Here is a 25450-nt window from a genome sequence, read left to right as displayed (position 1 = left end):
AGGACATCACCCTGGACGAACTCACCGCCCAGATGGCCGGCGGCGCGGAACTGGCCGAACTCGCCCACGAACTCGAACAACTCGGCGGACACACCCAAGCCCTCAAGGAAGTCCAAGCCGAAGTCGCCGAAGTCGCTGACGCGGCATACGAAAGCAACGCCAAGCGCCACTGAGCGCAAAAGTTCACAACCTGATGGAGCAACCATGGAAATGCTAATAGCTGGAAACTGGCGCGGTGCCGCCGACGGCAGGACCGAGGAAGTCCGCTCGCCCTTCGACGGCCGGACCATCGACACGGTTCCCGTGGCGACAGTCCAGGACGCCCAGGCCGCCCTTGACCGGGCCGAGATCGGCGCCCACTTGCAAAGGACCACGCCGGCCCATGTCCGCGTCGACATCCTCCTGCGTGCAGCCGCCCTGGCGGATGAACGCGCCGAGGACATCGCCCAGACGATTAGCGCAGAAACCGGAAAGCCCATCACGGAGGCGCGGGGCGAGGCCAGCCGCTCCGGCAACATCATCCGCCTCGCCGCCTATGAGGGAAGCCAGCTGTACGGTTCCACGCTTCCATTGGACGCAAACGCCGGGACAGGCTTGGACAAGATCGGCTTCACGTTGCGGCAGCCGGTGGGCATCGTCGTCGCCATCACCCCGTTCAACTACCCCGCCCTGCTGGTGTTGCACAAAATTGCACCCGCGCTGGCAGCCGGTAACGCCGTCGTACTCAAGCCCGCCCGCGCGACGCCGCTGACGGCACTGAAGCTGGCACAGTGCTTCGTCGACGCCGGCCTGCCGCCCGAGGCGCTGTCCGTGATCACCGGGCCCGGCAGCTCCCTGGGCGATGTGCTGGTGACTGACCCGCGGGTCCGCAAGGTGTCCTTCACCGGGTCCACGAGCATCGGAACGCGCATCAGTTCGATCGCGGGAGTGAAGAAGCTGTCCCTCGAGTTGGGGGCCTCATGCCCGGTGATCATCCTGCCGGACGCGGACCTCGAACTCGCCGCCACTGCAGTGGCTACCGGCGGCTACGTCAACGCCGGTCAGGTATGCATTTCCGTTCAGCGGGTCATCGTTGACCGTCGGGTGGAGAAGGACTTCCTGGATGCGTTGGTCCCGAAGGTCGAAGCCATCGCCGTGGGCAACCCCAAGGAAGAGGGCACCCGGCTCGGCTCGCTGATTTCCGAAGAAGAAGCAGCACGCGTCCACACGTCCATCCTTGAGGCCCGCCATTCGGGCGCCCGGGTCCTCACCGGCGGTGACCGTGACGGCGCCGTGGTGACTCCCGCCGTCGTCGCGGGCGTCGACCCCGGGTCGCCGCTGAGCCGGAACGAACTCTTCGGACCCGCCGTCGCCGTCTCATCCGCGCACGACATGGAAAGCGCCATCGCGATGGCGAACGACAACGAATACGGCCTGGGCGCCGGCATTTTCACGAACGACGTCGCCGGAGCGGTCCAGGCCATGCGGCAGATCGACGCCGGCAACATCCACATCAACTGGTCGCCGCTGTGGCGGGCCGACCTCATGCCCTACGGCGGCTTGAAAGGCAGCGGGATCGGCAAGGAAGGCGTCCGCTCTGCTGTCCAGGAAATGACCGAAGAGAAGACGGTCGTCCTGCACGGGCGCCCCTGGTAACCACGACAACGGGAATAAGGCAATGACCACACCATCTCAGACCATCAGGCTCACCACGGCCCAAGCGGTCATCAAGTACCTGTCCGCACAGTATTCGCTGGCCGACGGCGTCCGCCGCCGCCTGGTCCCAGCAGCCCTCGGCATCTTCGGCCACGGCAACGTGGCCGGCCTGGGACAAGCATTGGATGAACTGGCCGACGACATGCCGTTCATCCAGGGCCGGCATGAGCAGTATCTGGCCCACATCTCCACCGCGTATGCCAAGGCGAGCCGTCGCCAGGCAGTCCTCGCCGTCACGGCCTCCGTCGGCCCGGGCGCACTCAACCTCGTCACCGCCGCCGGCCTGGCAACAGTGAACAGGATTCCGCTCCTGCTCCTGCCGGGCGACACCTACGCCACCCGGCACCAGGGCCCGGTGCTGCAGCAGCTCGAACACCCCACCGAGGCTGATGCCACGGTCAACGACGCGTTCCGCCCTGTATCGCGCTTCTTCGACCGTATCAACCGCCCGGAGCAGCTCCTGACCGCGCTTCCGCAGGCCATGCGCGTGCTCACGAGCCCCACGGACACCGGCGCCGTGGTCCTTTCGCTGCCCCAGGACGTGCAGTCCCACGCCTACGACTTCCCGGCCGAGTTCTTCGAGCCGCGCGACTGGAAGATCCGCCGGCCGCTGCCGGACCTGGAAGAGATCGACGACGTAGCCCGGCTCATCCGCTCAGCCGAGCGTCCGGTGATCATCGCCGGCGGCGGCATCCACTACTCCGACGCCCACGCGGCGCTCGAGGCGCTGGCGGGACAGGCGGGAATTCCCGTCGTCGAGACCTTCGGCGGCAAGGGCGCCGTGACCAAGGACGAATGGTGGCAAGTGGGCGGCGTCGGGCTGGAGGGCAACTTCGCGTCCAACACCCTGGTCAAGCAAGCCGACCTGGTCCTGAGCGTCGGCACGCGCCTCACCGACTTCGCCACGGGTTCGCAGTCCATCTTCGAAAACCCGGACGTCCGGTTCGCGTCCTTGAACATCGTGGACGCCGATACCCGCAAGCAAGGTGCCACCGGCATCCTGGCGGACGCACGCCTCGGTCTGGAAGCACTTGCCCGCTCCCTGGAGGGCCACAGCACCAGCGAAAAGTGGCAGGAAACGGTCCATTCCGAGAAGGCAAAGTGGGCCCCCATCCGGTCCCAGTGGCTCGACGCCGACACTCCCTACCGCCCGGAAGACCACCCCGACGCGCCGGTCACCGGTGCTGTCCTGACCCAGCCGCAGCTGATCGGCCTGATGCAGGAGCACGCCCGCTCCGGAGACACCATCATCGCCGCGGCTGGAGGACCTCCTGGTGACCTGCAAAAAGTCTGGGACGCCACGGGCAACCGCAATTGCCACCTGGAATTCGGCTTCTCCTGCATGGGCTACGAAATCGCGGCCGGCATGGGCGTCCGCCTGGCCGAGGGCAACAACGACAACCGCGTGGTCACCTTCATCGGCGACGGTACCTTCCTCATGGCACCCACCGAAATCCTCACCGCCGCGCAGGAAGGCCTCAACGTCACGGTTGTCGTCTCCGAAAACCACGGCTACCAGGTCATCCACCGCCTCCAGATGAACCGCAGCGGCAAGGAATTCGGCAACGAGTTCCGCTACCGCACCACCGGGGGCAGCGTCGCCGTCGAAGACGCCCCCAAAGCGCGGCTGGATGGCGATTACCTCAAGGTAGACCTGCGGCAGATCGCCGAAGGCTTGGGCGCCCTCGCCATCCGGGCAAGTACCGCCGCAGAGGTCCGGGAAGTGCTGGCCTCCACTCGCGACACCCAAGGACCCGTGGTGATCGTGGTCCCAACCGTTCCCCACGTTGACTTGCCCGGCGGCGACGTCTGGTGGGACGTGGCTCCCGCCGAAGTGTCGGGACAGGAATGGGTCCGCACCCTCCGCGCCGATTACGAGCAGGCAAAGAGCCGCCAGCGGTGGTTCGGATGAGCGGCGGAAACCACGACGGCGGACCGCTCGACGGCGGTCTGCTGCGGCGCCGCTTGGCCGCCGGAGAGGTGACAGTGGGAACCTTCGTCGGCATGGCTTCGGCAACCGCGGTGGAAGTGTGCGCCGCTGCCGGCGCGGACTGGGTGCTGATCGATCTTGAGCACGGCTCCGGCGGTGAAGATGCCGTGCGCGACGGTGTCCTTGCGGCCGGAAGCTACGGCGTCCCCACCCTTGTTCGCGTGGAAAGCGCCGAGCGCATCCGCATCGGTCGCGCGCTGGATCAAGGCGCGGCAGGCATCATGGTGCCCCGCCTGAACTCCGTTGAAGAAGCCGGCCAAACCGTGAAGCACATGCTTTATCCGCCCTACGGCGACCGCGGAGTGGCAACGTACAACCGCTCCTGCCGCTGGGGCATGGACCGGGCTCCGCTGAGCGCGGACCAGCAGTCAGCCGTGGGGATCATCCAGATCGAAACCCTCGACGCACTGGAGCACGTGGAGGAGATCGCGGAGCAGGACGGCGTGGATGTCCTCTTCGTCGGACCGATGGACATGTCCTTCGCTCTGGGTGTTCCGATGCAACTGGATAGCAGTGCCTTCCGGGAGGCATTGCAACGGGTGGTCGCTGCCGCGCAACTGCATAACAAAGCGGCCGGGATCCTCGCGGTGGACGGCATGGCTGCGGCCAAGTACGTCCGCCAAGGTTTCCGGTTCGTGGCCATCGGCTCGGACTCCACCATCATGGCGGCGGCGTTCCGCGACGCTTTTGACACCGCCCGCAACTGACAAGAATTTTCAACGAGAAAGGCAATAACGTGAGCCAAGAATCCCGCACAGTCGGTGTAGGCCTTATCAGCGTCGGATGGATGGGAAAGCTCCACTCGCGCGCCTACCAGACGGTTCCCTACGCCTACCCGGAGCTTGGCCTGACCACCAAGCTGGTCATCGCGGCGGACACGGCACCGGACCGGGTGGACTACGCCCGCGATGTCCTCGGCTTCGCGGAAGGAACCACGGACTACCACGATGTCCTGAACCACCCGGACGTGGACGTCGTTTCGATCTGCGCCCCCAACTTCCTGCATGCCGAAATCGGCATCGCAGCGGCCAAAGCCGGCAAGCACTTCTGGATCGAAAAGCCCGTTGGGCGGGGCTACGAGGAAACCGCAGCCGTGCAGGAAGCCGCCGTGGAGGCCGGCGTCGTGACCTCCATCGGCTACAACTACCGGCATGCCCCCGCGGTAGAGCACGCCAGGAAACTCATTGCGGACGGCCGCCTCGGCCGTATCACAAACGTCCGCGCCGTGTTCTTCTCGGGGTACGCGTCCGAACCCAATGGGGCGTTGTCGTGGCGTTTCGACCGAAAACTTGCCGGCACCGGCGTGCTGGCGGACCTGTTCAGCCACGCAACGGACCTGTGCCAATATGTAGTTGGGCCCATCGCCGAGGTAACCGCGCTCACAAGCACGGTCTACACGCAGCGACCCAAGCTGGCGATGGGGTCAGGGACGCACTTCGCGGTGATCGAAAACGGTGAAATGGGAGAGGTCGAAAATGAGGACTACGCTGCAGCGCTGGTCCGCTTCGGCCCGTCCGCCCGCGGGGCAGGCGCCGTCGGCACCATCGAATCCTCACGCGTTGCCGTTGGACCCGAATGCGGTTACCAGATCGAGGTCTACGGGACCGAAGGCTCGCTCAAATGGGACTTCGAGCGCATGAACGAACTCAAGGTCTGCCTGGGCCGCAACAACGATGAGCAGGGCTACACCACGGTCAACGCCAGCCCCCGCCACGGCGACTACGCGCACTTCCAGCCGGGTCCCGGCAACAGCATGGGCTTTGACGACCTCAAGGTCATCGAGGCCAAGAAGTTCCTCGTCGCCGTCACTGGGGGAGTGCAGGAAAACTCCAACATCCACGATGCCGCTTCAGCCGCCGCCATTGTCAGCGCTGCCGAAGCGTCCTCGCTGTCCGGCCAATGGCAGAAGATCGAGGAAATCCACGGCACCACGGCAGCGCGGGCGTAACCATGGCACCTCCATCCGCCCGGCGGCCAACGATCATGGACGTGGCTGAACGCGCCGGCGTTTCCAAGTCGTTGGTCTCACTCGTGCTGCGCGACTCACCGCGCGTCAGTGACGAACGCCGCCAGCGGGTGCTCAAGGCTGTTGAAGAGATGGGCTTCGAGTTGAACCTCGCGGCCCGGTCCCTGGCAACCCGGGACAGCGGAACCATCGGGGTGCTTGTCAGCGATATGCACAACCCGTGGGCCTTTGACGTCGCCGACGCCGCGCGGACCGTACTTGAAGAGGCCGGGCACACCGTCCTCTTCAGCGCGGTCACGGCGGCGGGCAGGGGAGTGGACCAGTCCATCCTCCAGGCCTTCCGGGACTTGCGGGTCGCGGGCCTGCTCGTCGTCGGAACGGTGCCTGACCAGCACCCGTTCAGCCGCGCCGTTTCGGGCGGGGCTGTGGTCTTTGCTGGTGGAGGACCGGACTACATCGACACCGCCGATATCGTCCGAAGCGACGATGCCCTTGGCATGTCCATGGTTGTTGAGCACTTGATCGCCCAGGGACACGAGAACATCGTGCACCTTGGCGGTCTTGGTGGTTCGGTTGGCCGGGAACGCGTGGACGGCTATTCGGTAGCAATGGAAGAGCACGGTCTGGACCGCTATATCCGCGTGGTCGACGCCGACTTCTTCCAGGAATCCGGCTATGTCGCCGCCCAACGGGCCCTGGGCTCCCGCTCCGAGCACCAGCGTCCCACAGCACTGGCCTGCATCAACGACCTCGCCGCTTTTGGTGCCATGACAGCTGCCGATGAACGCGGAGTCGAAATAGCCGTCACCGGCTATGACAACATCGCGCTGGGTGCCATGCCGCGCCTGGGGCTGACCACCGTCGACCCGGACAGCTCCACCATCGGCGTCACAGGGGCCAAAACCCTCCTGGAACGCATCCATGGTGAAGGCAGCGGGTTCGTCCACCATTCCGTCACGCCCCACTTGGTCGTACGGAAATCCAGCCTCCTCGGCCTCTAGAACACACAGGCCTTTAGAACACACAGGTCTCTAGCAGCGCTTCCAGCACCACCGATAACAACGCCATTTTCGGCGCAACCCCATACCCACATCTTCAAGGATGACGATGGCTTCCATAACCACACCCCAAATCTTTGTCGCTCTCGGCAGCGTCGAGCCGGACCTCGTGGAACCGCTCCTCTCCGAACACCAGCGGCTCATCCAGGACCCCACCGACGAGGACCTGGCCATCGCCGATGCCGCGATCGTCAGGGCTGCCTACCGCGTGGACCGGGAACTCTTGGACCGCATGCCCGCCCTCAAAGTCATCGCCAGGACCGGCGTCGGAACCGACCTCGTGGACGTCGCCGAAGCCAAGAGACGCGGAATCGCGGTGGTCATCACACCCGGAAGCAACACCGCCTCGGTGGCCGAAGGCGTGTTCGCCCACCTGCTGGCGCTCGTCAAGAAACTCTCTCCACTGACCGCGCTGGTCCGCGAGGGGCGCTGGGAGCAGCGTGCCGCCGTCGGCGTCGGAGACCTCGAGGGATTCACGCTCGGCATCATCGGCTACGGCCGCATTGGCCGCCGGGTGGCGCGTATCGCCGAGGCCTTCGAGCTGAAGGTCCTGGCCTACGATCCTTTCGCCGAAATCCCCGCGGGGATCCGCCGTGACACCGTCGAGGAACTCCTTGCAGACAGCGACTTCATCACCCTCCACGCGCCCCTGACACCGAAAAACCACAACCTCATCAACGCGGACCGGCTCAAGGCCACGAAGCCCGGAGCGATCCTCATCAACTGCAGCCGCGGCGGCCTCGTCGACCTCGACGCCGCCCACGAAGCACTGCAGTCCGGCCACCTTTCCGGGCTCGGCCTGGACGTGTACGACCCCGAGCCGCCCGCCCACCACCCGTTGTTCGACCACGAAAACGTGGTCCTGACTCCGCACCTGATGGGGTTCACCCGTCAAGGCATGGCCCACACGGTCAGGGATGCCGCCCAAGGCGCGGTTGACGTCCTTGCTGGCCGCACGCCCGCCGCGGTGGCAACGCCATGACCGCTTTGAACTGGGGCACGTCCCCGTCCAGCATCCAGAACCAACCCAAGCCCAGCCTTCTCCGGGCAGCCCTTTAGAAAGGACCCTTCCACATGTCCACTGATCGACCCCTCAAAGTAGCGCTGTTCGGTTCCGGCCGTATCGGGCAGGTCCACGCCCGGAATATCGCCGACCACCCGGACCTGGAATTGGCTTGGATCGCCGACCCCTTCATTGAAGGAGCCCGCACGTTGGCGGCCGGGACCGGCGCCGTCGCCGTCGAGTCGGCCGACGAGGTTTTCGCGAACGGTGACCTTGACGCCGTCGTGATCGGCTCGCCCACCAGCACGCACGTGGACCTGATCTCGCGCGCCATGGCGCAAGGCGTGGCGGCCCTCTGCGAAAAGCCGATCGACCTCGACATCGACCGGGCGCTCGCTTGCCGCGACGCGATCAAGGGCAACACCACGCCCCTCATGCTCGGGTTCAACCGGCGTTTCGATCCGCACTTCGCGGCCATCCAGTCGCGCGTCGCAGCGGGAGAAATCGGCCGCCTCGAACAGCTGACCATCATCAGCCGCGATCCCGCACCCGCGCCCGCCGCCTACATCGCCACCTCCGGCGGGATCTTCCGGGACCAGAGCATCCATGACCTGGACATGGCCCGGTTCTTCGTCCCTGACATCATCGAAGTTTCGGCCACCGGCGCCAATCTGTTCTGCGACTACATCGAGGAAGCCGGAGACTTCGACTCGGTGGTCATCACTCTCAAGGGCCGCGACGGCGAGCTCGTCACCATCACCAACTCCCGCCACAGCGCCTTCGGCCACGACCAGCGACTGGAGGCGTTCGGCAGCGAGGGGATGCTCAGCGCAGGCAACGTCACCCCGACGACGGTGCGCAAGTATGGCGTCTCGGGCACCGAAGAGTCCGATGCCTACCTGCCGTTCTTCCTGGAGCGTTACGCCGCGGCTTACCGGAACGAATTGGACAGCTTCGCCAAGGCCATCCGCGCGGGCACCCCCTGCAGCCCGGGATTCGACGACGGCCTGCAAGCGCTCGCCCTCGCCAACGCGGCTGAAGAGTCCGCCCGCTCCGGCCGCGCCGTCAGGATCGAAAATTCAGTCAAGATCGGGCAGCTGTAGCCATGCCACTTCTCCAGGACAAAGTCATCCTGATCAGCGGGGGCACGCAGGGTTTGGGCGCCGGAGTCGCGAGACGCGCGGCGGCCGAGGGTGCTGCCCGGATCGCCGTCACAGGCCGGAACGCGGACTCGGGTGAACGGCTCGCCGCGGAGATCACGGCATCCGGCGTCGAAACCCGGTTCATCAAGACCGATCTTGCCGACGTCGAACAGGCCCGGAACTCGGTGCTCGAGACGATCAACGCCTTCGGCCAACTCGACTGCGCGGTCAATGCGGCCGGCCTGACCACCCGCGGCACCATGCTGGACACGACGCCCGAGCTCTTCGACGCGCACATTGCAGTGAACCTGAAATCGCCGTTCTTCATCATGGCCGAAACCATCAAGCATCTTTGTAGCAGGGGTGTGCCAGGAAGCATCGTGAACGTGATCTCCATCGCCGAACTCGGCGGGCAGCCGTACTTGGCGCCGTATGTGGCAGCCAAGGCCGGCCTGGCCGGAGCAACCCGCAACGCGGCACATGCCCACCGTTGGGACAAGATCCGCATCAACGGGCTCGACATCGGCTTGACCGCCACGGACGGCGAAGCCGAAACCCAGAAGAAATTCCACGGCGCAGGGGACGACTGGCTGGAGAAAGCCAACGCATCCGTCCCCATGGGAAAGCTCGGACAAGTGGACGAGATCGCCGAATTCATTGTCTTTCTCCTCTCCGACCGGAGCGGTGTTGTCACAGGCTCGGTCATCGACTGGGACCAGAACGTATATGGAGGATCAGATTGAGCACCATCACCAAGCGCCTTGCCGCAGCACCCATTTCCTGGGGCGTCTGTGAAGTCCCCGGATGGGGCCACCAGCTCGAGGCGGACCGGGTCCTGTCCGAAATGACCGCGCTCGGCATCAGCGCTACCGAGTTCGGCCCCGCCGGGTTCCTCCCCGAACAGGCCGCCCAACGCGCGGAAGTGCTGAAGCGGCACAACCTCCAGGCCATCGGCGGCTTCTTCCCCGTCATCCTGCACGACGCGTCCAAGAACCCCTTGGACGCTGTAGCGGCCGAGCTGGATGCGTACGAAGCTGCGGGGGCCAGCGTCATGGTCCTCGCCGCGGAGACCGGCGTTGCAGGTTACGACCAGCGCCACGAGCTCGACGCCGAAGGCTGGGAACTGTTCGGCAGGAACCTTGACGCCGTGGTCAAGGCAGCCGCGGACAAGGGCATCCAGGCAGTGGTCCACCCGCACGTGGGAACCATGATCGAAAGCACCTCGGATGTGAACCGGGTCCTGAACGACACCGCCGCAAACCTGTGCCTGGACACGGGCCACCTGCTCATCGGCGGAACCGACCCGGCCCTTCTGGTTCGCGACTACGCCTCACGAATCGGCCACACCCACCTGAAGGACGTGCGCAAGTCCGTCGCCCAACGGGTCCAGGCCGGCGAGATCTCCTACACGGACGGCGTCAAGGCCGGCATGTACGTGCCGTTGGGCCAAGGCGACGTCGGCATCGCCGGAATCGTCCGGAACCTGCTGGGCGCCGGGTACGAGGGCTGGTTCACCATGGAGCAGGACACTATCCTCGAAGCCGAACCTACCGACGACGGTCCGGTCCGGGATGTCCGCCAGTCAGTTGCGTTCCTGCGGCAGCTCGAAGCGGAGATCGGCTGATGAGCGCCGTCCGCTGGGGCGTGCTGACCACGGCACGGATCGCCCAAGGTCGGTTCCTGCCCGCCATGAGCCGGGCCCGGAACGCGGTTGCGTCGGCCATCAGCAGTCCGAACGGAAAGGCAGCCGAAGTCGCAGAGCGTTTCGGCATCCCGGCCGCCTATTCTTCCCACGAGGAATTGCTCGCCGATCCAAGCATCGAAGCCGTCTACCTTCCTTTCCCCAACTCGTTGCACGCCGACTGGATTGTTGCGGCCGCGGAGGCTGGAAAGGACATCCTCTGCGAAAAGCCGCTCGTCGCCAACACCCACGACTATCGCCGGGTGCTGGAAGCCTGCGAACGCAACGGGGTGAACCTGATGGAAGCGTTCATGTACCGCTTCCATCCCCAGCACCAGAAGGTCCGTGAGTTCATCGACTCGGGCAAGATCGGCGAGCTGGTGTCCATGCACGCCCGCTTCCACTTCGTCATGGACCGAAGCGAAGGCGAGGTCCGCCTCCAGCCGGGAATGGACGGAGGCGCGCTCAACGACGTCGGATGCTACGCCGTCGACATCATGAACATGGTCATGGGCCGCGCGCCGCAAACCGTCTACGGCAAAGGCACAAGCCGAACGGACGCGGTGGAAACCACTATGGCCGCGATCCTTGACTACGGGGACGTCCTGGGAACGCTGGACTGCGGTTTCGAGGGCCCGCGCACCAACACGTTCCAGATCATCGGTACGAAAGGCCAGATCGCCCTGGACAAGGCCTTCGACCCGGATCCGGGCGAAATTGCCCGCGTTACGGTGTCCTTCCGCGACGGCCGGACTGAGTCCGTCGACATCGGGGAAGACCCGTTCAAGACCGAAATCGAACGGTTCAGCGCGTGGGTGCGCAACTCCGGACCCGAGCTCGTCCAGAGGGAATTGACCGAACAGAACCTGGCTGTGCGCCTGGCGCTCCAGGAATCACTCGCCACCGGCCTGCCGCGGGATGTCAACGACGTACATGCCGTGGAGCACCACCTACTACAGGAGCAGTAATGACCATCATCAACCACTTCATCAGCGGCGCCGAAGCTGCCGGTAGCGGCACAGGGACCAAGCCTGTCTACAACCCGGCCACGGGTGCCGTGACTGCCCAGCTTCGCCTGGCCAACCGCTCGGATTTGGACGCGACGGTTGCCATCGCCAAGGAGGCCGCGGCGTCCTGGGGCGACATTTCGCTGGCCAAGCGCACTGCCGTGCTGTTCAAATTCCGTGAGCTCGTCGCCGCGCACGTGGACGAACTCGCGGCCCTGATCACCGCCGAACACGGCAAGGTCCTCAACGACGCCAAGGGCGAGATCGGCCGCGGCCTGGAGGTCATCGAGTTCGCCTGCGGCATCCCGCAGCTGCTCAAGGGCGAGTACTCGGACCAGGTCTCCACCGGCATCGACGTGTTCTCCTTCCGGGAGCCCGTCGGCGTGGTTGCGGGCATTACCCCGTTCAATTTCCCGGTGATGGTGCCGCTGTGGATGGCTCCGATGGCGATCGCCACCGGCAACGCGTTCATCCTCAAGCCCTCCCACCGCGTGCCCTCGGCCGCGATGCTGCTTGCAAAGCTGTGGAAGCAGGCCGGCCTGCCCGACGGGGTGTTCCAGATCCTGCACGGTGACCGCGATGTCATCTCCGGACTCCTGACGCACCCGGACGTGGACGCCATTTCCTTCGTGGGATCCACCCCTGTTGCGAAGCACATCCTTGAAGTGGCAACAGCCCACGGCAAGCGGGTCCAGGCCTTGGGTGGGGCGAAGAACCACGCGATCATCATGCCCGACGCCGACCTGGACAACGCCGCCGACCACCTGGCCGCGGCCGCGTTCGGTTCCGCCGGGCAGCGTTGCATGGCCATCTCGGTTGCGGTCGCCGTCGGCGATGCCGCCGATCTGCTGGTGAAAAAGGTCGAAGAGCGTGCCCTCGACGTCAAGGTCAAGAACGGCACCGAGGCCGACGCCGACATGGGTCCCGTGATCAGCCCCGAGTCCCGGGAGTTCATCGTCAAGACGGTGACCGAGGCGGAGCAGGCCGGTGCCGCGATGGTCGTGGACGGCCGCGACCTCGTGGTCCCCGGACACGAGGAGGGCTTCTGGGTCGGCCCCACTGTGATCGACCATGTGAACACGGGAATGAGCGCTTACCAGGAGGAGATCTTCGGCCCGGTCCTCGTAGTGGTCCGGGTGGAGGACCTGGATGAAGGCATCAGGCTGATCAACGCCAATCCCTACGGCAACGGGACCGCGATCTTCACCTCCTCCGGCGCGAACGCCCGGAAGTTCCAGCGGTCCGTGGACGTCGGCATGATCGGCATCAACGTGCCCTTGCCGGTACCGGTGGCTTACTACTCCTTCGGGGGATGGAAAGCATCCCTGTTCGGGGACAAGCACATCTACGGTCCCGAGGGCGTGTCCTTCTACACCCGAGGCAAGGTCATCACCTCCCGCTGGCCCGAACCCACCCATGCCTCCGGCGCCTCCTACAACTTCCCCTCCAACTAATCCCACCGGCGTGGGCCCACCCAACTGGCTCGCAGTTGTTGTCGTTTTGAGCCCGCATAACGACAACTACTGCGGGTCAGTTGTGGCGGTCGAAACAGTGGCAGGATCGAACCATGACTGTGTCGTTCACATGCCACACCCATATCGGAATGGAACCCGGGGAGCTCTTCGACCTTTCGCGCAACGTTGACGCGCACGTGGGCTCCATGGCCAGGTCCCGGGAACGTGCGGTTGCCGGCGTCGTGTCCGGATTGCTCTCTGAAGGAGACGAAGTCACCTGGCAGGCCTGGCATTTCGCCGTACCGTTGCGGATGAGCAGCCGCATCACCCGGTTTCGTTTCCCCGATTCCTTCACGGACGAGCAGGTGCGGGGTCCCTTCCGGTTCTTCCGGCACGTGCACGAATTCATTCCCGACGACGGCGGTGGCACGCTCATGATCGATCACGTCGAGTTCGCGGCGCCTTTCGGCGTCGTGGGCCGGCTTGCGGAGAAAGCCTTCCTGGGACGATACGTGCGGAACCTCATCGAGCAGCGCAACGAATACCTTTCCCGCAAAGGTGGTGCCGCATGATCAGGGCGGCGCGGGCGGACGAACTGGAACGGCTTCGCCGGATCGAATTCGCCGCGGGGGAGATCTTCCGCTCTTGCGGAATGGACGCCATCGCAGACGACGAGCCGTTGACCGTCACGGAACTGGCTCTGTACCAGGCGCGGGGCGGTGCCTTGGTCTTTGCCGATGCGTCTGATGTTCCCGTGGCCTATCTCCTGATTGAGCCCCTCGACGGAAATGCGCACGTGCAGCAGCTGAGTGTCCACCCATCGCATGCGCGGCAAGGCCTCGGGAGCGAGTTGCTCGACGTTGCCGAAAAGTGGGCGCAGGCCGAGGGTTTGGAATGGCTGACCCTGACCACTTTCCGCGATGTTCCGTGGAATGGGCCCTACTATCGCCGGCTGGGGTTCGAGGAGCTGGACCCGGCGATGCTGGACGACGGACTCCGGGGCATCCTGGAGTGCGAAGCGTTGCTTGGACTGAGCCGTTGGCCGAGGATCGGCATGCGGCGGCGCGTGGAGCCGCATCCGGTCGAAGGAGATTCCGTCAGTCTGTATTGACATGCTTGCTTTGTCAGTTCAAACTGACGGCATGGATGGTGATGAGCTGACTTCCCACATCGGGACGACGGACCCGGCAATCGGCCTCCGCGCCGTCGGTGCCCTGCACCGCCTGGCCGAAAAAGTCGAGGCCACCAACGTGGCCCTCGCGCGGGAGCAGGGTTGGTCCTGGGAGCAAATCGGTGATGCCTTGGGTGTCTCCAAGCAGTCGGTCCACGCCAAATACGGAAAGTGACCCTGCCATGTTCGAACGACTTGCCGGCGAAGCCAGAGCCGCTGTCCGTGCCGGCGCCGAGGAAGCCAGACGCCGTGGAGACCGGAGAATCGGCACGGACCATTTGCTGCTGGGCGTGCTCCACGACCCCGAGAGCTGCCGGACTTTGGAGACGGACCTGGAATCCGCCCGCGCCCAGCTCGACACCCTCGACCAGCAGGCGCTGGAAGCCGTTGGCATCACGCTCGGGGACTTCGGCCCCCTGAATGCGCCCAAGGGAAGCAGCCGGACCACCTTCACCTCGGCCGCCCGCTCCGTCATTCAGGACGCCCTGGCACTGACCGCCAGGGAGAAGGCCCGCCGGATCACCACGCGGCACCTCTTGATCGCACTGCTGGAGCGGCACCAACCCGATCCGGCCGCCGTCCTGCTCAACAGGATGGGCGTGGATACGGCGGCCCTGAAGGTCCGGCTGCAGGAGCCGGGTGCATAGGCTGGATGACATAGGAAAACCTGCAGCGTCGCCCTCCCCGGCCCCCTAGCCGGCCACCAGCTCAACCTCGTAGCCGTCGGTGTTGACCAGGTAGGCGGCGTAGTGCTCGGCCCCGCCGGCGTGAGGATATTTGCTCTCGAACATCTCGTACCAGCCCGAGTCCGCGCCGAGCTCCCGGAGCCTGTCCACGTTCTCCCTGGTGCCAGCATGGAAGGCGAGATGGTTGAGCCCGGGCTCCGTCCTGCGGTGTGTGCTTCCCGTGAGCGCCGTGGACTGTTCGATCACGATGTACGTGGCTCCGAGTTTCCAACTGCAGCCATCTGGCCACTCCTGGAATTGTTCGTAGCCCATCTCCGCTAGTAGCCAGCCCCACTCCTCCTGGGCACGGCCGATGTGAGGTACCCAAATCTCTACGTGGTGCAGCGAACCCACTGGAACATCAGCCATGCGCAGAGTCTACGTTTGCCGGGAGCCGGCGGGAATGCCCGGCACCTCCACCACAAATGCCGCGCCGCCCTCAGGCGCAGACCGCACGCTGATGCGGCCGCCCATCCGCTGCACGATCCTTGCGGCGATGGACAAACCCAGCCCGCTACCAACAGGCCGTTGGCCCCTGTATCTGGCAAAGAGCGCACCGCGTTCAAACGCGACGGCGGCATCCGCCTCGGTCAGGCCAGGCCCGCCGTCGCGCACTTCCACGCTCAGCCCGCTGCCGGATGTGTATGCGGCGAGCACCACGGGAGAGCCTTCGGGTGTCACGCGCAGCGCGTTTTCCAACAGGCCGTCCACCACTTGGCGCAACCGCTGGCCATCGCCACGGACCGGCAGTGCCCCTGCAGGCAGTTCGAGCCGTCCTGCGATCCCGTTCTGCACGCAGACCGCGTGCCAGGCCTGCCAACTCTCACGCAGGATCAAGGATGCGTCCACGGGCTGCAGTTCCACCCGGAAATCATCGGACTCAAGCCGTGCCAATTCCAGGAGATCGCGGACAAAACGGTCCAGGCGGTTGGTTTCGGCCACGAGGGTCTGACCGACCCCGCTCACGTCGTCGCCGCTGACCACGCCATCGGCAAGGGCCTCGGCGTAGCCCCGCAGCGCGGTCAGGGGTGTCCGGATTTCATGCGAAATGGAGAGCAGGAACTCGCGTTGGCGCCCCTCGCTGGTCCGGAGTGCGGCATCGAGGGCTGCCAGCGCCTGCGAAACCTGCACCACTTCGGCCGGCCCGCCTGGCGCCACAGCCACGGAGCGTTCTCCTGCGGCGAGCCGATGGGCCGAATGTGCTGTGCGCACCAACGGCCGGCTCAACCACTGGGCCAACAGGCCGCCGGCCACGATGGCGAACACGAGGCAGACCGCGAGGGCGATCAGCATGCGGCTCAGCAAGGGAGCCGCGGCCGCGCGGATTTCGGACACGGGTTGCGCCAGCACCACACCGCCGCCGGCCGCCAAGGGCCGGGCCTCGAGGACCACCGTGTTCTGCGGACCGTTCACCGACGTCGAGACCGATTTTCCGGCCAATACGTCCGCCACGGTCCTGGCATCCACCAGCCTGGCGCCGCCGCCTGTTACGCGACCGTCGGTGCCGATTTGCGCGAGCCTCGCGCCGTGCGTGAGCAGATCTGCGCGCAGGTCCTGCAGGCTTCCAATGCTCGACTGCTTGCTTAGGGAATCGGCCTCAACCGCGAGATACTTCTTGGCTTCGTCCACCGCGGTGGCGTTGACCAGTTGCGCCGCCAGCAGGCCGGCAAGTACGACGGCGACAGTCGCGACGGCGGCGATCACCGCCGTCGTGCGCCCGGCCAGTGTGCCGAACCAGCGCCTCACGTGGCTCCCCCGGCGCCGGGGCCGGGCCCGGACACGTGGGGGGCTGCGGCCGAATAGCCGACGCCGCGGCTCGTCGCGATGGGGGAGTGCCCGCCGAGCTTGGCGCGGAGCTGCGCGATGTGCACATCCACTGTCCGCCCGGCAGCATAGCTGGCCTGCCCCCACACGGCGGACAGGAGCTGCTCACGGGAAAAGACGCGGCCGGGCTGGGCCATGAGGTAGGCGAGGAGGTCGAATTCGGTGGCGGTCAGCGTGAGTTCCTCGGCGCCGGCGCGTGCGGTCCGGTTCAGCGGATCCAGTTCGACGCTGCCCAGCACAAGCGGTTTGGACCGCGGGGTTCCTTCAGTCCGGCGCAGGACCGCCTTGACCCGGGCGACCAGTTCGGAGGGCGAAAACGGCTTGGTGAGATAGTCGTCGGCGCCCAATTCCAGGCCAAGGACGCGGTCCACTTCCTCATCGCGGGCCGTGACGAACAGCACCGGAGTCCAGTCCTCTGCCTGCCGCAGTTGCCTGCAGAGCTCGATCCCGTCCATGCCCGGCAGCCCGACGTCGAGGATCACCGCGACCGGTTTGAGCCGCTTGATCTGTGCCAGCGCGGAAATCCCGTCCCGCTCAACATGTACGCCGAAACCTGCACGGCCCAGATATAGGCGCTGGATATCGGCAATTGCCTGTTCGTCCTCGGCAATCAGCACCAATCCTCTGCTGTCCTCCATGCGTCCATTCAACAGCAATGGCGGAGCCCGGCAGAGACCTTGTTAGCCGGCGGGGACGGTTTTACATTCCTCGAACATTGGCCGAACAGTCAGTTCATGCGGCCGGAGCAGAGTGTGGTGAAGAGCGCCGGCGGATCGACCACCGGCCGGAACAAAGGACACGGACCATGGACAACAACCACTTCCCCCCAGCTCAGCGGCGCAAGCGCAAGGCCCGCACCGCCGTCGTCGGGGTCCTGGCAGCAGGCCTCCTGCTGGGCGGCGGCGTTATCGCCGCCAACGCAGCTACCTCGAGCAACCCAAGCGCGACGGCGGCAGCCACCTCCCAGCCCACCGCGACGGCTGCGACGGCTGCCGTTGCGGCCAAGACGGCTCTGGGGCGGCACCCGCTGGCGGTTGGCCTGCGGTTCTTCGTGAACGGTGACAGCAGCAAGCCGAACTACGGCCAGCGCGCCGCGAAGATCGCCACCTTCATCCTGGACAAGCGCCCGAAGCTGGCCGCAAAGCTTCCAGCCGCGCTTCAGGCGGACCTGAAAGCCCTGAAGGATGCGGCGGACGGTGATCGGGTGGCGAAGGCCACGCACATCAGGGACACCGCCCTGAACGGCGGCTACGGCCCGGAGATCCAGGCACAGGCAAAGCGGCTGCAGGAGCAGAAGGCGAACCGCAAGGTCTGAATGACCAGCCTTGTGCTGCCGACGCGGGCCGGCCGCAGTCCGCGCCCGCGGTGTGCCTATGCCGTGACGGGGTCCCGGTCCGGCTCCGCTGCTGCGGGGGTGCCGTCGTCGAACGGCATTTCGTCCAGGTCGATCAACGGGTTGGTGTCCTGGGTTGCCACCAGCTCGCGGGCCTCGGCCTGGGTATCCACGCTCGGCATGGAGCCCGGGAGCGGACGTCGGGCGGATTCGCGCAGGAAGTAGATGGCGATTGCGCCAACCACTGACGTGCCCATGAGGTAATAGGCGGGCATCATGTCGTTGCCGGTGCCCTGGATCAAGGCAGCGACGATGAACGGCGTGGTACCGCCGAAGATCGCTACGGAGAAGTTGTAGGCGATGCCCATTCCCCCGTAACGGCTTGAGGTCGGGAAGAGTGCCGGCAGCGCAGAGGCGAGGTTGGCTATGTAGAAGGTGACCGGGAAGGCGATCAGTGCCAAACCGGCAAGCGTGGACCAGATATCGCCGATGCCGATGAGCAGGAATGCCGGAATGGCGAACACAATGGTGCTGATGGCGCCGATCCACAGGACGGGCCGGCGGCCGATCCGGTCGGAGAGCTTGCCCGTGAGCGGGATGCAGACTGCCATGATGACCAGCACGGGGATGGTCAGCAGGGTGCCGTGAACGGGGTCGTAGCCCTTGGACTCGGTCAGGTAGGTGGGCATGTAGGAAGTCAGCATGTAGCCCACCGTGTTGGCGGCTGCGGCAAGGATCATGGCGAGGATAATCTGGCGCCAGTACGCCTTGACGATGCCGATGGGGCCCTTGGCTACCGCGGCATCGCCCGCTGCGGCGTCCGCCGCGACGGCTTCCTGGGCGTCCAAGGTAGCTTGGAACTGGGGTGATTCCTCGATCTTGCTACGGAAGTACACAGCGATGACGCCGAGCGGACCCGCGATGAGGAACGGCAGCCGCCAACCCCAGTCCTCCATGGCCGATTGGCCGATGGTGAGCTGCAGGATGGACACGAGCGCTGCGCCGAGGGCGAACCCGATGTAGGAGCCCATATCCAGGAAGCTCGCAAAGAAGCCGCGGCGCTTGTCCGGAGCGTATTCGCTCACGAACGTGGTGGCGCCGGCGTATTCGCCGCCGGTCGAGAAACCCTGGACGAGTTTCAGGATGACGAGCAGTGCGGCTGCCCAGATGCCGATTTGTGCGTATCCAGGCAGGAGTCCGACGGCGAAGGTGCTCGCCGCCATCAGCAACAGTGTTGTGGCGAGCACCTTTTGACGGCCCACCTTGTCACCCAGCCAGCCGAAGACGACCCCACCGAGCGGGCGTGCCACGAAGGTTGCGGCGAAGGTTCCCAGGAGGAACAGGGTCTGCACGGACTTGTCGGCCTCGGGCAGGAAGACGGGTCCCATCGTGGTGATGAGGTAGCCGAACACGCCGACGTCGTACCATTCCATGGTGTTGCCGACGATCGTGCCGCCTAGTGCTTTTTTCAGCATGGGCTGGTCGACGACGTTGACGTCGGATACCTTGAGTCGACGGCGTGTTGGAAGTTTCAATTTTGAGGCACCGCGTGGCGCGGTCTTGCTCGTTTCAGCGGCGTTCCTAGCGCCTGCTGAAGAGTCGGTGATGCTTCGGTCTATGGGCATTTGGGCTTCTCCTAGGGAGATCATTTGCTTGCGACATACAGCTGCTCCGCTCTGGGCAGGGTTTCGATTTTACGCGAAATTCGCCGAAGCTGAGAGCCGGAGTCCGAATTTCGGGGCTATTCCAGCCCGTTTTGGGCACAGATGTCTGACATCCAAGTGCCGCCTACAGCCCCGGAATCACGCGGATTTTGGCGTGCCCAGGAACTCCGTTACCAAATTGTTTGGTTCAGGACCCCGAAACGCACAGTTTGCTGATCATTTTCGGTGGGTTTCCTGTAGTTTTCCGAGCACCACCGTGGCGTCGAATTCTTCGGAGTGGACCACCCGCGCGGACAGGCCAGCTTGCCCGAACAGGGCCGCCGTCGTCCGGGCCTGCCGGAGGCCCGTTTCGACCAGTAGCCGGCCTCCGGGAGCCAGCCATGACGGAGCCTCCTCCGCGATCCTGCGCTGTACGTCCAAACCGTCGGTCCCGCCGTCGAGCGCCACCCGCGGTTCATGCAGCCTGGCCTCCGGCGGCATCATCCCGATCGAGTCCGTAGGCACGTATGGGGCGTTGGCCACCAGGACGTCAACCCGGCCGCGAAGAGTGTCCGGCAGGGCCGAAAAGAGATCTCCTTCATGCACTTGTCCGCCCGCCGGCCCGATGTTGCGTCGCGCGCAGCGGACCGCAGCGGGGTCGACGTCGGCCGCGTGAAGCTCAATCCCGCCCACCGCTGCAAGCAAAGCGGCACCCACGGCACCCGAACCGCAGCAAAGATCGACGACGACGGCGCCCCGCCGGGCAAGGCGGGCGGCCTGCTGGACGAGGTACTCCGTTCGGCGCCGGGGGACGAAGACACCCGGATCCACTGCGACGTGCTGGCCGCAGAACTCAGCCCAGCCCAGGAGGTATTCAAGGGGCAAACCTGAGGCGCGCTGTTCGACCAAGCGGTCGAGGTCCCCGGGAGTGTGCGCCGCGGCGATGAGGAGCCCGGCCTCGTCTTCGGCGAAGACGCAACCGGCCGAACGGAGGCGTGCTGTGATGGCGGAATGGGAAGGCTGGAACGTGGGTGCTGACATGGAGAGTCTTTCGGGGTACCGAGGGGTGCTCTCCGGGCCATGCTAGCCGAGGGCGGACGCGTAGGCCACGAGGGAAACGGTGTCGACAAAAGCCGGGGTTCACAAATACGGCCGGGAGTGTCTAGGGTGGGTGCATGGGAACACTGATTTTTGAATAGACCAGCGGGTCTTGGTTCGTCGCAGGCAATGGCCACGCCACTGAAGACGTTTATCCCCGCTGAGTTTGATCCGACAAAAATCCATGCCTGTTGAGGCTTCGCCTCCGCGCCGTTCCTGTTATCAGACCCAGGGTCTCGCAGCGGACGTCGCGTCCCGATACCTCCTCCGGCAAACAAGAGCTTTAAGGAGTCCACTGCATGACACCGAACACACCCGAAACCGACGCTGGGCAGGAACCAGTAGCGCAGGAAACCGAAGCCCCGGCTGCCGGTGTCAGATCGAAACTGACTGACGCGCAGAAGGAAATGCTCGCGAGCAAGTCCCGTGGCGGGGCAGCGAGCAGCTGGCAGAGCACCGGAAAAGGACACAAGCCCACTCAGGCGAGTGGCAAGCTGGCCAAGTCCGAGAAGAAGGTCCGCTGGTAGTTCCTGCAGACAAGCGGACGGCTCCCACCTACTATGGAAAATCCCTTCGTTTCAATGCAGAAAGGAAGAACAATGGCTGCGAAGCACGTTGAGCAACAAATCAATCCCGAGGTGGCCAGCCACCTGGTCGAGTCGATGGATAAGGCGCCCACGCCGGCCCCGGCAACCGTGGCGATGGCACTGGGCTCGACCCAAGGACCGGCCTGGCCGAACGGCAGCGGCAAGACGAGGCACCCCAAGGATCGCGGCGCCAGCCACGGCCGCGTAGGCCAGCAGGCGGCGGTCACCGCGGTCCACCGCACTAGCCGTCCCCAGATGCCGCACTCCTCCTAAGAATATTCGCCCTCCTCAGCCCAACTGACTCGCACTTAATGTCGTTATGCGCCCTCATAACGACATCTGCTGCCAGTCAGTTGGGCTGAGCTACGTGCGGGAGGCTTGCGCGAGGCCTGCTTGGGCATCAGGGCGCGCGCTCGACGTCGGCGGGAGACTTGTCCGGGCGCCATCCGCGCCAGACGGGATGGCGCATCTTTTCGGTGCCGGTCCAGTCGCCGAACGTCACCTCTCCCACGAGCTCGGGGGACACCCAGTGCGCCGTGGCGGCGTCCTCGGCCGGGATGTCGAGGAAGGGGGAATCCGGGCGATCGAGCCCCTCCATGCGCTTCAAGATGTCGCGCAGCTGCCAGTCCTTGAAGCCGGTGCCGACGCGGCCCGCGTAGCGCAGCTTGTCGCCGTCGGGAATCCCCACCAGCAACGCACCAATGGTCCCGAGCCTCGCTCCGGCGCCAGGGCGCCAGCCACCCACCACCACTTCCTGCGTGCGTTCCAACTTCAGCTTGATCCACGACCTGCTGCGCCGCCCCGGCTGGTACCGGCTATCCGCGCGCTTGGCCATGACGCCTTCCAAGCCAAGCTCGCCGGCGCTGGCCAGGATGTCGTCTAGGTCATGTTCCAGGATCTCGGATAAATGGATAGGGGAGCCCTGGGCAGGCAGCTTGGCACGGAACGCCGCCAGCCTGTTCCGGCGCTCGCTGAGCGGCAGGGAAGTGAGGTCGGCGCTGCCGCCGGATCCGGCGTCGTACAGGAGATCGAACACCATGAGTTGCACCGGGACCGCGGCCCGGGCGCGTTCGACGTCGCCGGGTTTGAAGAGGTTCATCCGCTTCTGGAGCAGTTCGAAGCTGGGCCGGCCGTTCTTGCTGAGCGCGACGATTTCGCCGTCTGCCACGAAATCGTGGTCAGGCCAGTAGCGCGGATCCGCCAGTTCGGGATACGTGGGTGTCATATCGATCCCCGAGCGGCTGGTCAACCTGATCTTGCCGCCCGAACCCGAAACGATGGCCCGGAAACCGTCCCACTTGAGCTCAAACAACCAGTCGCCGGAGGAGACATCGGCCGTGGTTCCGGATGTTGCGAGCATGGGCGCGTAACTGGGCGTCCCGTTCGATTGTGGCGGGGCGTCAGGCAACAGCACCGCCCGATGGCCCGGTTTGTCCTTCATCAGGTGGATCAGCCACTGCGACGGCGACTCTCCCGTGTGGATGAGTGCGAAGCGGCGGGTACCGTGCAATCCACCGCCGGGTTTGCCGGTGAGGGTGGCGATCACTTCCTTGCCGTCGCGCCACTTCTCGCACTCGAACTCGCCGCTATCCCAGATGCTGACCGTTCCGGCGCCGTATTCGCCCTTTGGAATGATGCCCGCGAACTGGGCATACTCCATGGGGTGGTCCTCCGTGCGCACCGCGAGATGGTTCTTGGCCGGAGTGTCCGGCACGCCCCGAGGCAAGGCCCAGGACGCCAGGACGCCGTTGTGCTCCAACCGGAAGTCCAGGTGGTACCGGCGGGCATGGTGCTCCTGGATGACGAAGATTCCGCCGGGCGGATTGGGTTCCGCGTCGGCCCGGAGTGGGCGCGAACCGGGCTGGTGTTCGACAGCGGGAAACGGTTCGGGCGTGCGCTGCGGGTCGCGCTTGTCCACGTAGCTGGCGAGCCGCGGGTTCACGACGGCGGCGCCCCCGACGGGGGTGCGCGCGCCGGCGGTGCTCGCGCCGTCCGCGACGGGCGGCCCGCCGTCGTCGTTCTTGGTTCTGGAGCGGCCGGAGCTCCTGGAGCCGCTGCCCCCGTGCCCTGGAGCATGTCCGGACCGCCCGGCCGCCACCGCGGCGAAGGGGTCCTTTCCCTCTTTGACGCGCTTCATGACGGCCGTGAAGTCCAGATGCTCAAGCTTGGGGGAGGAGAGTTCACGCCACGTCCTCGGTGCGGCGACCATGGGGTGGGCCCGCCCGCGGAGGGAGTACGGGACGATGGTGGTCTTGTTCCCGCTGTTCTGGCTCCAATCCACCAGCACCTTGCCGTCGCGCCGGGTCTTCTTCATGTCGCTGACCACGAGGTCCCGATGGTCAGCCTCGAGCGAGCGCGCCAATTCGTGCGCGAACGCGGAGACCTGCTCCCACTTGCGGGTGCCATCCAGGCCGGCGTAGAGGTGGATGCCCTTGCTGCCGCTCGTCACGGGAATCGGTTCAAGGCCGATGTCCTGCAGGATGCTGCGCGCCAACTTGGCGACTTCGACGCATTCGGGAAGACCGGTGCCGGGACCCGGATCGAGGTCCAGGACAAGACGGTCGGGCGGCAACATGGTTCCGTCGGCGTCCACTTGCCATTGCGGGACGTGGATTTCCAAGGCTGCGATCTGGGCCAGCCAGGTGAGCGTGGCGAGGTTGTTGACCAGCGGGTAAACATTGCTGTGCTCCCTGTGCTGGATGGTGACCCGGGGAACCCATGACGGCGTCGAGTCGTCCAGGTTCTTCTGGAAGAACATCTGCCCGGGATCCTGGGCGGTCCCTACTCCGTGCACCCACCGTTTCCGGGTGGCGGGCCGGTTGGCGGCGGCGGGGATCAGGAACGGGGCCACGGCGGCGTAGTATTCGAGCACTTCGGCCTTGGTGGTGCCAGTCTCCGGGTAGATGATTTTGCCCAGGTTGGTGAGCGTCAGTTCATGGCCTTCAACGTTGACGCGCTCCTTTTGGCTGGTTGCCACCTCTTCACCTCCGCCTTGTTGTGATGTTCACTTAGTGCATGAGGGCCATTTGGAAGGGTTCTATCGCGTTCGGGCTGGTCAACGTACCCGTCAAGCTCTACAGCGCCACCGAGGACCACGATGTCAGTCTCCACCAGGTCCACAACAAGGACGGAGGCCGCATCCGTTACCAGCGGAAGTGCGAAATCTGCGGCTCTGTTGTGGATTATGAGGATATCGACAAGGCCTATGAAGAGGAAGGCCGTACCGTGGTGCTGTCCGCGGCCGATTTGAAGTCGCTGCCTGCGGAGAGCAGCCGCGAAATCGAAGTGGTGGAGTTCGTTCCGGCCGAGCAGTTGGATCCCATCATTTACGAACGGCCCTACTACCTGGAGCCGGATTCCAAGTCCCCCAAGGCTTACATGCTGCTTTTGCGTACCCTGCAGGACACCGAGCGCGTAGCCATCGTGCAGTACGCCCTCCGGCAGAAGACCCGGCTCGGGGCCTTGCGGGTACGTGGCGACGTCCTGATGCTGCAATCCCTGCTCTGGGACGACGAGGTCCGCGAAGCCAACTTCCCGTCGCTGGAAACCGACGTCAAGATCTCGGACAAGGAGCTCGAGATGTCCTCGGCCCTGGTGGACTCCATGGCGCGCGATTTCGAGCCCGAGCAATACACCGACAACTACCAGGTTCAATTGCGGCAACTCATCGCGGCCAAGCTTGAGAAGGGCGACTCCATCGACACCGAGGAAACGTTCGGTGTCGCAGCCAGCGAAGGGGAAGGCGGCGAGGTCATCGACCTCATGGAAGCCCTCAAACGGAGTCTCGACAAGAAGCGCGGCAAAGCGTCCGCTGGATCGGCCGCTGAAGGGTCCGACGACGGCGCCACCGCCAAGGCGGCCAGCAAGCCCAGGGCGAGGGTCAAGAAAGCCTGACGCGCCGCCGTCGTGCGCTTCGCGAAAACTGTACATGTCCCTCGTGGCCGGGGCGGGAGGGGAGTACGGCACATGTCCCTCGTGTGAAGCGAGGGATGGGCATAATGCGAATATGTCCGTTCCTGGGCTCGAGCGGAGGGCATGTCCCCTTGGGACCGAGCGCGGTTCTTCCCGTGAGC

At 65.3% G+C, this 25450-nt stretch carries 25 protein-coding genes and 1 pseudogene; 20 read left to right on the top strand and 6 right to left on the bottom strand.

Annotation, left to right across the window (positions count from 1 at the left end; all coding sequences use genetic code 11):
• From AB0323_RS18335 to AB0323_RS18260, 16 genes and pseudogenes are all read left to right on the top strand, one after another.
• A pseudogene (locus tag AB0323_RS18335) lies at positions 1-173 on the top strand (sugar ABC transporter ATP-binding protein); the annotation flags it as partial.
• 31 nt (positions 174-204) lie between these two features.
• Positions 205-1635, top strand: a complete 1431-nt coding sequence (locus tag AB0323_RS18330; RefSeq protein ID WP_366178600.1) for an aldehyde dehydrogenase family protein — start codon at positions 205-207, stop codon at positions 1633-1635.
• 22 nt (positions 1636-1657) lie between these two features.
• Positions 1658-3607, top strand: coding sequence for a 3D-(3,5/4)-trihydroxycyclohexane-1,2-dione acylhydrolase (decyclizing) (gene iolD / locus AB0323_RS18325; RefSeq protein ID WP_366178599.1), 1950 nt, complete (start codon positions 1658-1660; stop codon positions 3605-3607).
• Positions 3604-4392, top strand: coding sequence for an aldolase/citrate lyase family protein (locus tag AB0323_RS18320; protein WP_366178598.1), 789 nt, complete (start codon positions 3604-3606; stop codon positions 4390-4392). Before iolD ends, AB0323_RS18320 begins: the two co-directional genes overlap by 4 nt.
• 29 nt (positions 4393-4421) lie before the next feature.
• Positions 4422-5633 (top strand): Gfo/Idh/MocA family oxidoreductase, encoded by a 1212-nt coding sequence (locus AB0323_RS18315; protein ID WP_234753978.1) that lies wholly within the window; start codon positions 4422-4424, stop codon positions 5631-5633.
• A 35-nt stretch (positions 5634-5668) separates the two neighbouring features.
• Positions 5669-6652, top strand: coding sequence for a LacI family DNA-binding transcriptional regulator (locus AB0323_RS18310; protein ID WP_366178603.1), 984 nt, complete (start codon positions 5669-5671; stop codon positions 6650-6652).
• 106 nt (positions 6653-6758) lie between these two features.
• Positions 6759-7691, top strand: a complete 933-nt coding sequence (locus AB0323_RS18305; RefSeq protein WP_366178597.1) for a hydroxyacid dehydrogenase — start codon at positions 6759-6761, stop codon at positions 7689-7691.
• A gap of 92 nt (positions 7692-7783) precedes the next feature.
• Positions 7784-8815 (top strand): inositol 2-dehydrogenase, encoded by a 1032-nt coding sequence (gene iolG / locus AB0323_RS18300; protein WP_366178596.1) that lies wholly within the window; start codon positions 7784-7786, stop codon positions 8813-8815.
• 2 nt (positions 8816-8817) lie between these two features.
• A complete protein-coding gene (locus AB0323_RS18295; protein WP_366178595.1) occupies positions 8818-9597 on the top strand; it encodes an SDR family oxidoreductase in 780 nt (259 codons plus the stop codon).
• Positions 9594-10478 carry a sugar phosphate isomerase/epimerase gene (locus AB0323_RS18290; RefSeq protein ID WP_366178594.1) on the top strand — a complete coding sequence of 295 codons (885 nt, stop codon included), beginning with the start codon at positions 9594-9596 and terminating at the stop codon, positions 10476-10478. Before AB0323_RS18295 ends, AB0323_RS18290 begins: the two co-directional genes overlap by 4 nt.
• The gene (locus AB0323_RS18285; RefSeq protein WP_366178593.1) at positions 10478-11503 is read left to right on the top strand and encodes a Gfo/Idh/MocA family oxidoreductase; all 1026 of its coding nucleotides are present in this window, start codon (positions 10478-10480) and stop codon (positions 11501-11503) included. The genes AB0323_RS18290 and AB0323_RS18285 overlap by 1 nt, the downstream gene beginning before the upstream one ends.
• Positions 11503-12996, top strand: a complete 1494-nt coding sequence (locus AB0323_RS18280; protein WP_366178592.1) for a CoA-acylating methylmalonate-semialdehyde dehydrogenase — start codon at positions 11503-11505, stop codon at positions 12994-12996. Before AB0323_RS18285 ends, AB0323_RS18280 begins: the two co-directional genes overlap by 1 nt.
• Before the next feature lie 113 nt (positions 12997-13109).
• Complete coding sequence (locus tag AB0323_RS18275; protein ID WP_366178591.1) at positions 13110-13568, top strand: SRPBCC family protein; 459 nt, start codon at positions 13110-13112, stop codon at positions 13566-13568.
• Positions 13565-14107 carry a GNAT family N-acetyltransferase gene (locus AB0323_RS18270; protein ID WP_366178590.1) on the top strand — a complete coding sequence of 181 codons (543 nt, stop codon included), beginning with the start codon at positions 13565-13567 and terminating at the stop codon, positions 14105-14107. Before AB0323_RS18275 ends, AB0323_RS18270 begins: the two co-directional genes overlap by 4 nt.
• Positions 14108-14138: 31 nt before the next feature.
• Entirely contained in the window at positions 14139-14342 is a 204-nt protein-coding gene (locus AB0323_RS18265; protein ID WP_366178589.1) for a helix-turn-helix domain-containing protein, read from the top strand.
• Between the two features lie 7 nt (positions 14343-14349).
• Entirely contained in the window at positions 14350-14814 is a 465-nt protein-coding gene (locus tag AB0323_RS18260) for a Clp protease N-terminal domain-containing protein (protein WP_366178588.1), read from the top strand.
• 45 nt (positions 14815-14859) lie between these two features.
• Here AB0323_RS18260 and AB0323_RS18255 read toward each other — a convergent pair whose 3' ends face one another.
• From AB0323_RS18255 to AB0323_RS18245, 3 genes are read right to left on the bottom strand one after another with little or no spacing between them, the layout of a single operon-like run.
• Complete coding sequence (locus AB0323_RS18255) at positions 14860-15261, bottom strand: VOC family protein (protein ID WP_366178587.1); 402 nt, start codon at positions 15259-15261, stop codon at positions 14860-14862.
• Positions 15262-15270: 9 nt separating this feature from the next.
• Complete coding sequence (locus tag AB0323_RS18250) at positions 15271-16638, bottom strand: HAMP domain-containing sensor histidine kinase (protein ID WP_366178586.1); 1368 nt, start codon at positions 16636-16638, stop codon at positions 15271-15273.
• A complete protein-coding gene (locus tag AB0323_RS18245) occupies positions 16635-17354 on the bottom strand; it encodes a response regulator transcription factor (RefSeq protein ID WP_364542473.1) in 720 nt (239 codons plus the stop codon). Before AB0323_RS18245 ends, AB0323_RS18250 begins: the two co-directional genes overlap by 4 nt.
• Before the next feature lie 167 nt (positions 17355-17521).
• Between AB0323_RS18245 and AB0323_RS18240 the strand changes: the two genes are divergently transcribed.
• A complete protein-coding gene (locus AB0323_RS18240; protein WP_366178585.1) occupies positions 17522-18031 on the top strand; it encodes a hypothetical protein in 510 nt (169 codons plus the stop codon).
• Between the two features lie 56 nt (positions 18032-18087).
• Here AB0323_RS18240 and AB0323_RS18235 read toward each other — a convergent pair whose 3' ends face one another.
• Together AB0323_RS18235 and AB0323_RS18230 are read right to left on the bottom strand one after the other, a co-directional pair.
• Positions 18088-19674, bottom strand: coding sequence for an MFS transporter (locus tag AB0323_RS18235; protein ID WP_366178584.1), 1587 nt, complete (start codon positions 19672-19674; stop codon positions 18088-18090).
• Between the two features lie 255 nt (positions 19675-19929).
• A complete protein-coding gene (locus AB0323_RS18230) occupies positions 19930-20733 on the bottom strand; it encodes a putative protein N(5)-glutamine methyltransferase (protein WP_366178583.1) in 804 nt (267 codons plus the stop codon).
• 356 nt (positions 20734-21089) lie between these two features.
• Between AB0323_RS18230 and AB0323_RS18225 the strand changes: the two genes are divergently transcribed.
• A complete protein-coding gene (locus tag AB0323_RS18225; protein WP_364542484.1) occupies positions 21090-21317 on the top strand; it encodes a hypothetical protein in 228 nt (75 codons plus the stop codon).
• A 72-nt stretch (positions 21318-21389) separates the two neighbouring features.
• Complete coding sequence (locus AB0323_RS18220) at positions 21390-21650, top strand: hypothetical protein (RefSeq protein ID WP_366178582.1); 261 nt, start codon at positions 21390-21392, stop codon at positions 21648-21650.
• Positions 21651-21777: 127 nt separating this feature from the next.
• Here the strand turns inward: AB0323_RS18220 and AB0323_RS18215 are convergent, their stop codons facing one another.
• Positions 21778-24354: an ATP-dependent DNA ligase gene (locus AB0323_RS18215; protein WP_366178581.1), complete on the bottom strand. Its 2577-nt coding sequence runs from the start codon at positions 24352-24354 to the stop codon at positions 21778-21780.
• A 38-nt stretch (positions 24355-24392) separates the two neighbouring features.
• Here AB0323_RS18215 and AB0323_RS18210 point away from each other — a divergent pair, with 38 nt between their 5' ends.
• The gene (locus AB0323_RS18210) at positions 24393-25271 is read left to right on the top strand and encodes a Ku protein (RefSeq protein WP_366178580.1); all 879 of its coding nucleotides are present in this window, start codon (positions 24393-24395) and stop codon (positions 25269-25271) included.
• Positions 25272-25450: the final 179 nt, after the last annotated feature.

The sequence above is a fragment of the Arthrobacter sp. NPDC080031 genome, assembly GCF_040702485.1.
GTDB lineage: Bacteria > Actinomycetota > Actinomycetes > Actinomycetales > Micrococcaceae > Arthrobacter.
The sequence above is the reverse complement of the archived record's forward strand: the minus strand, read 5'-3'. Positions and strand labels throughout refer to the sequence as shown.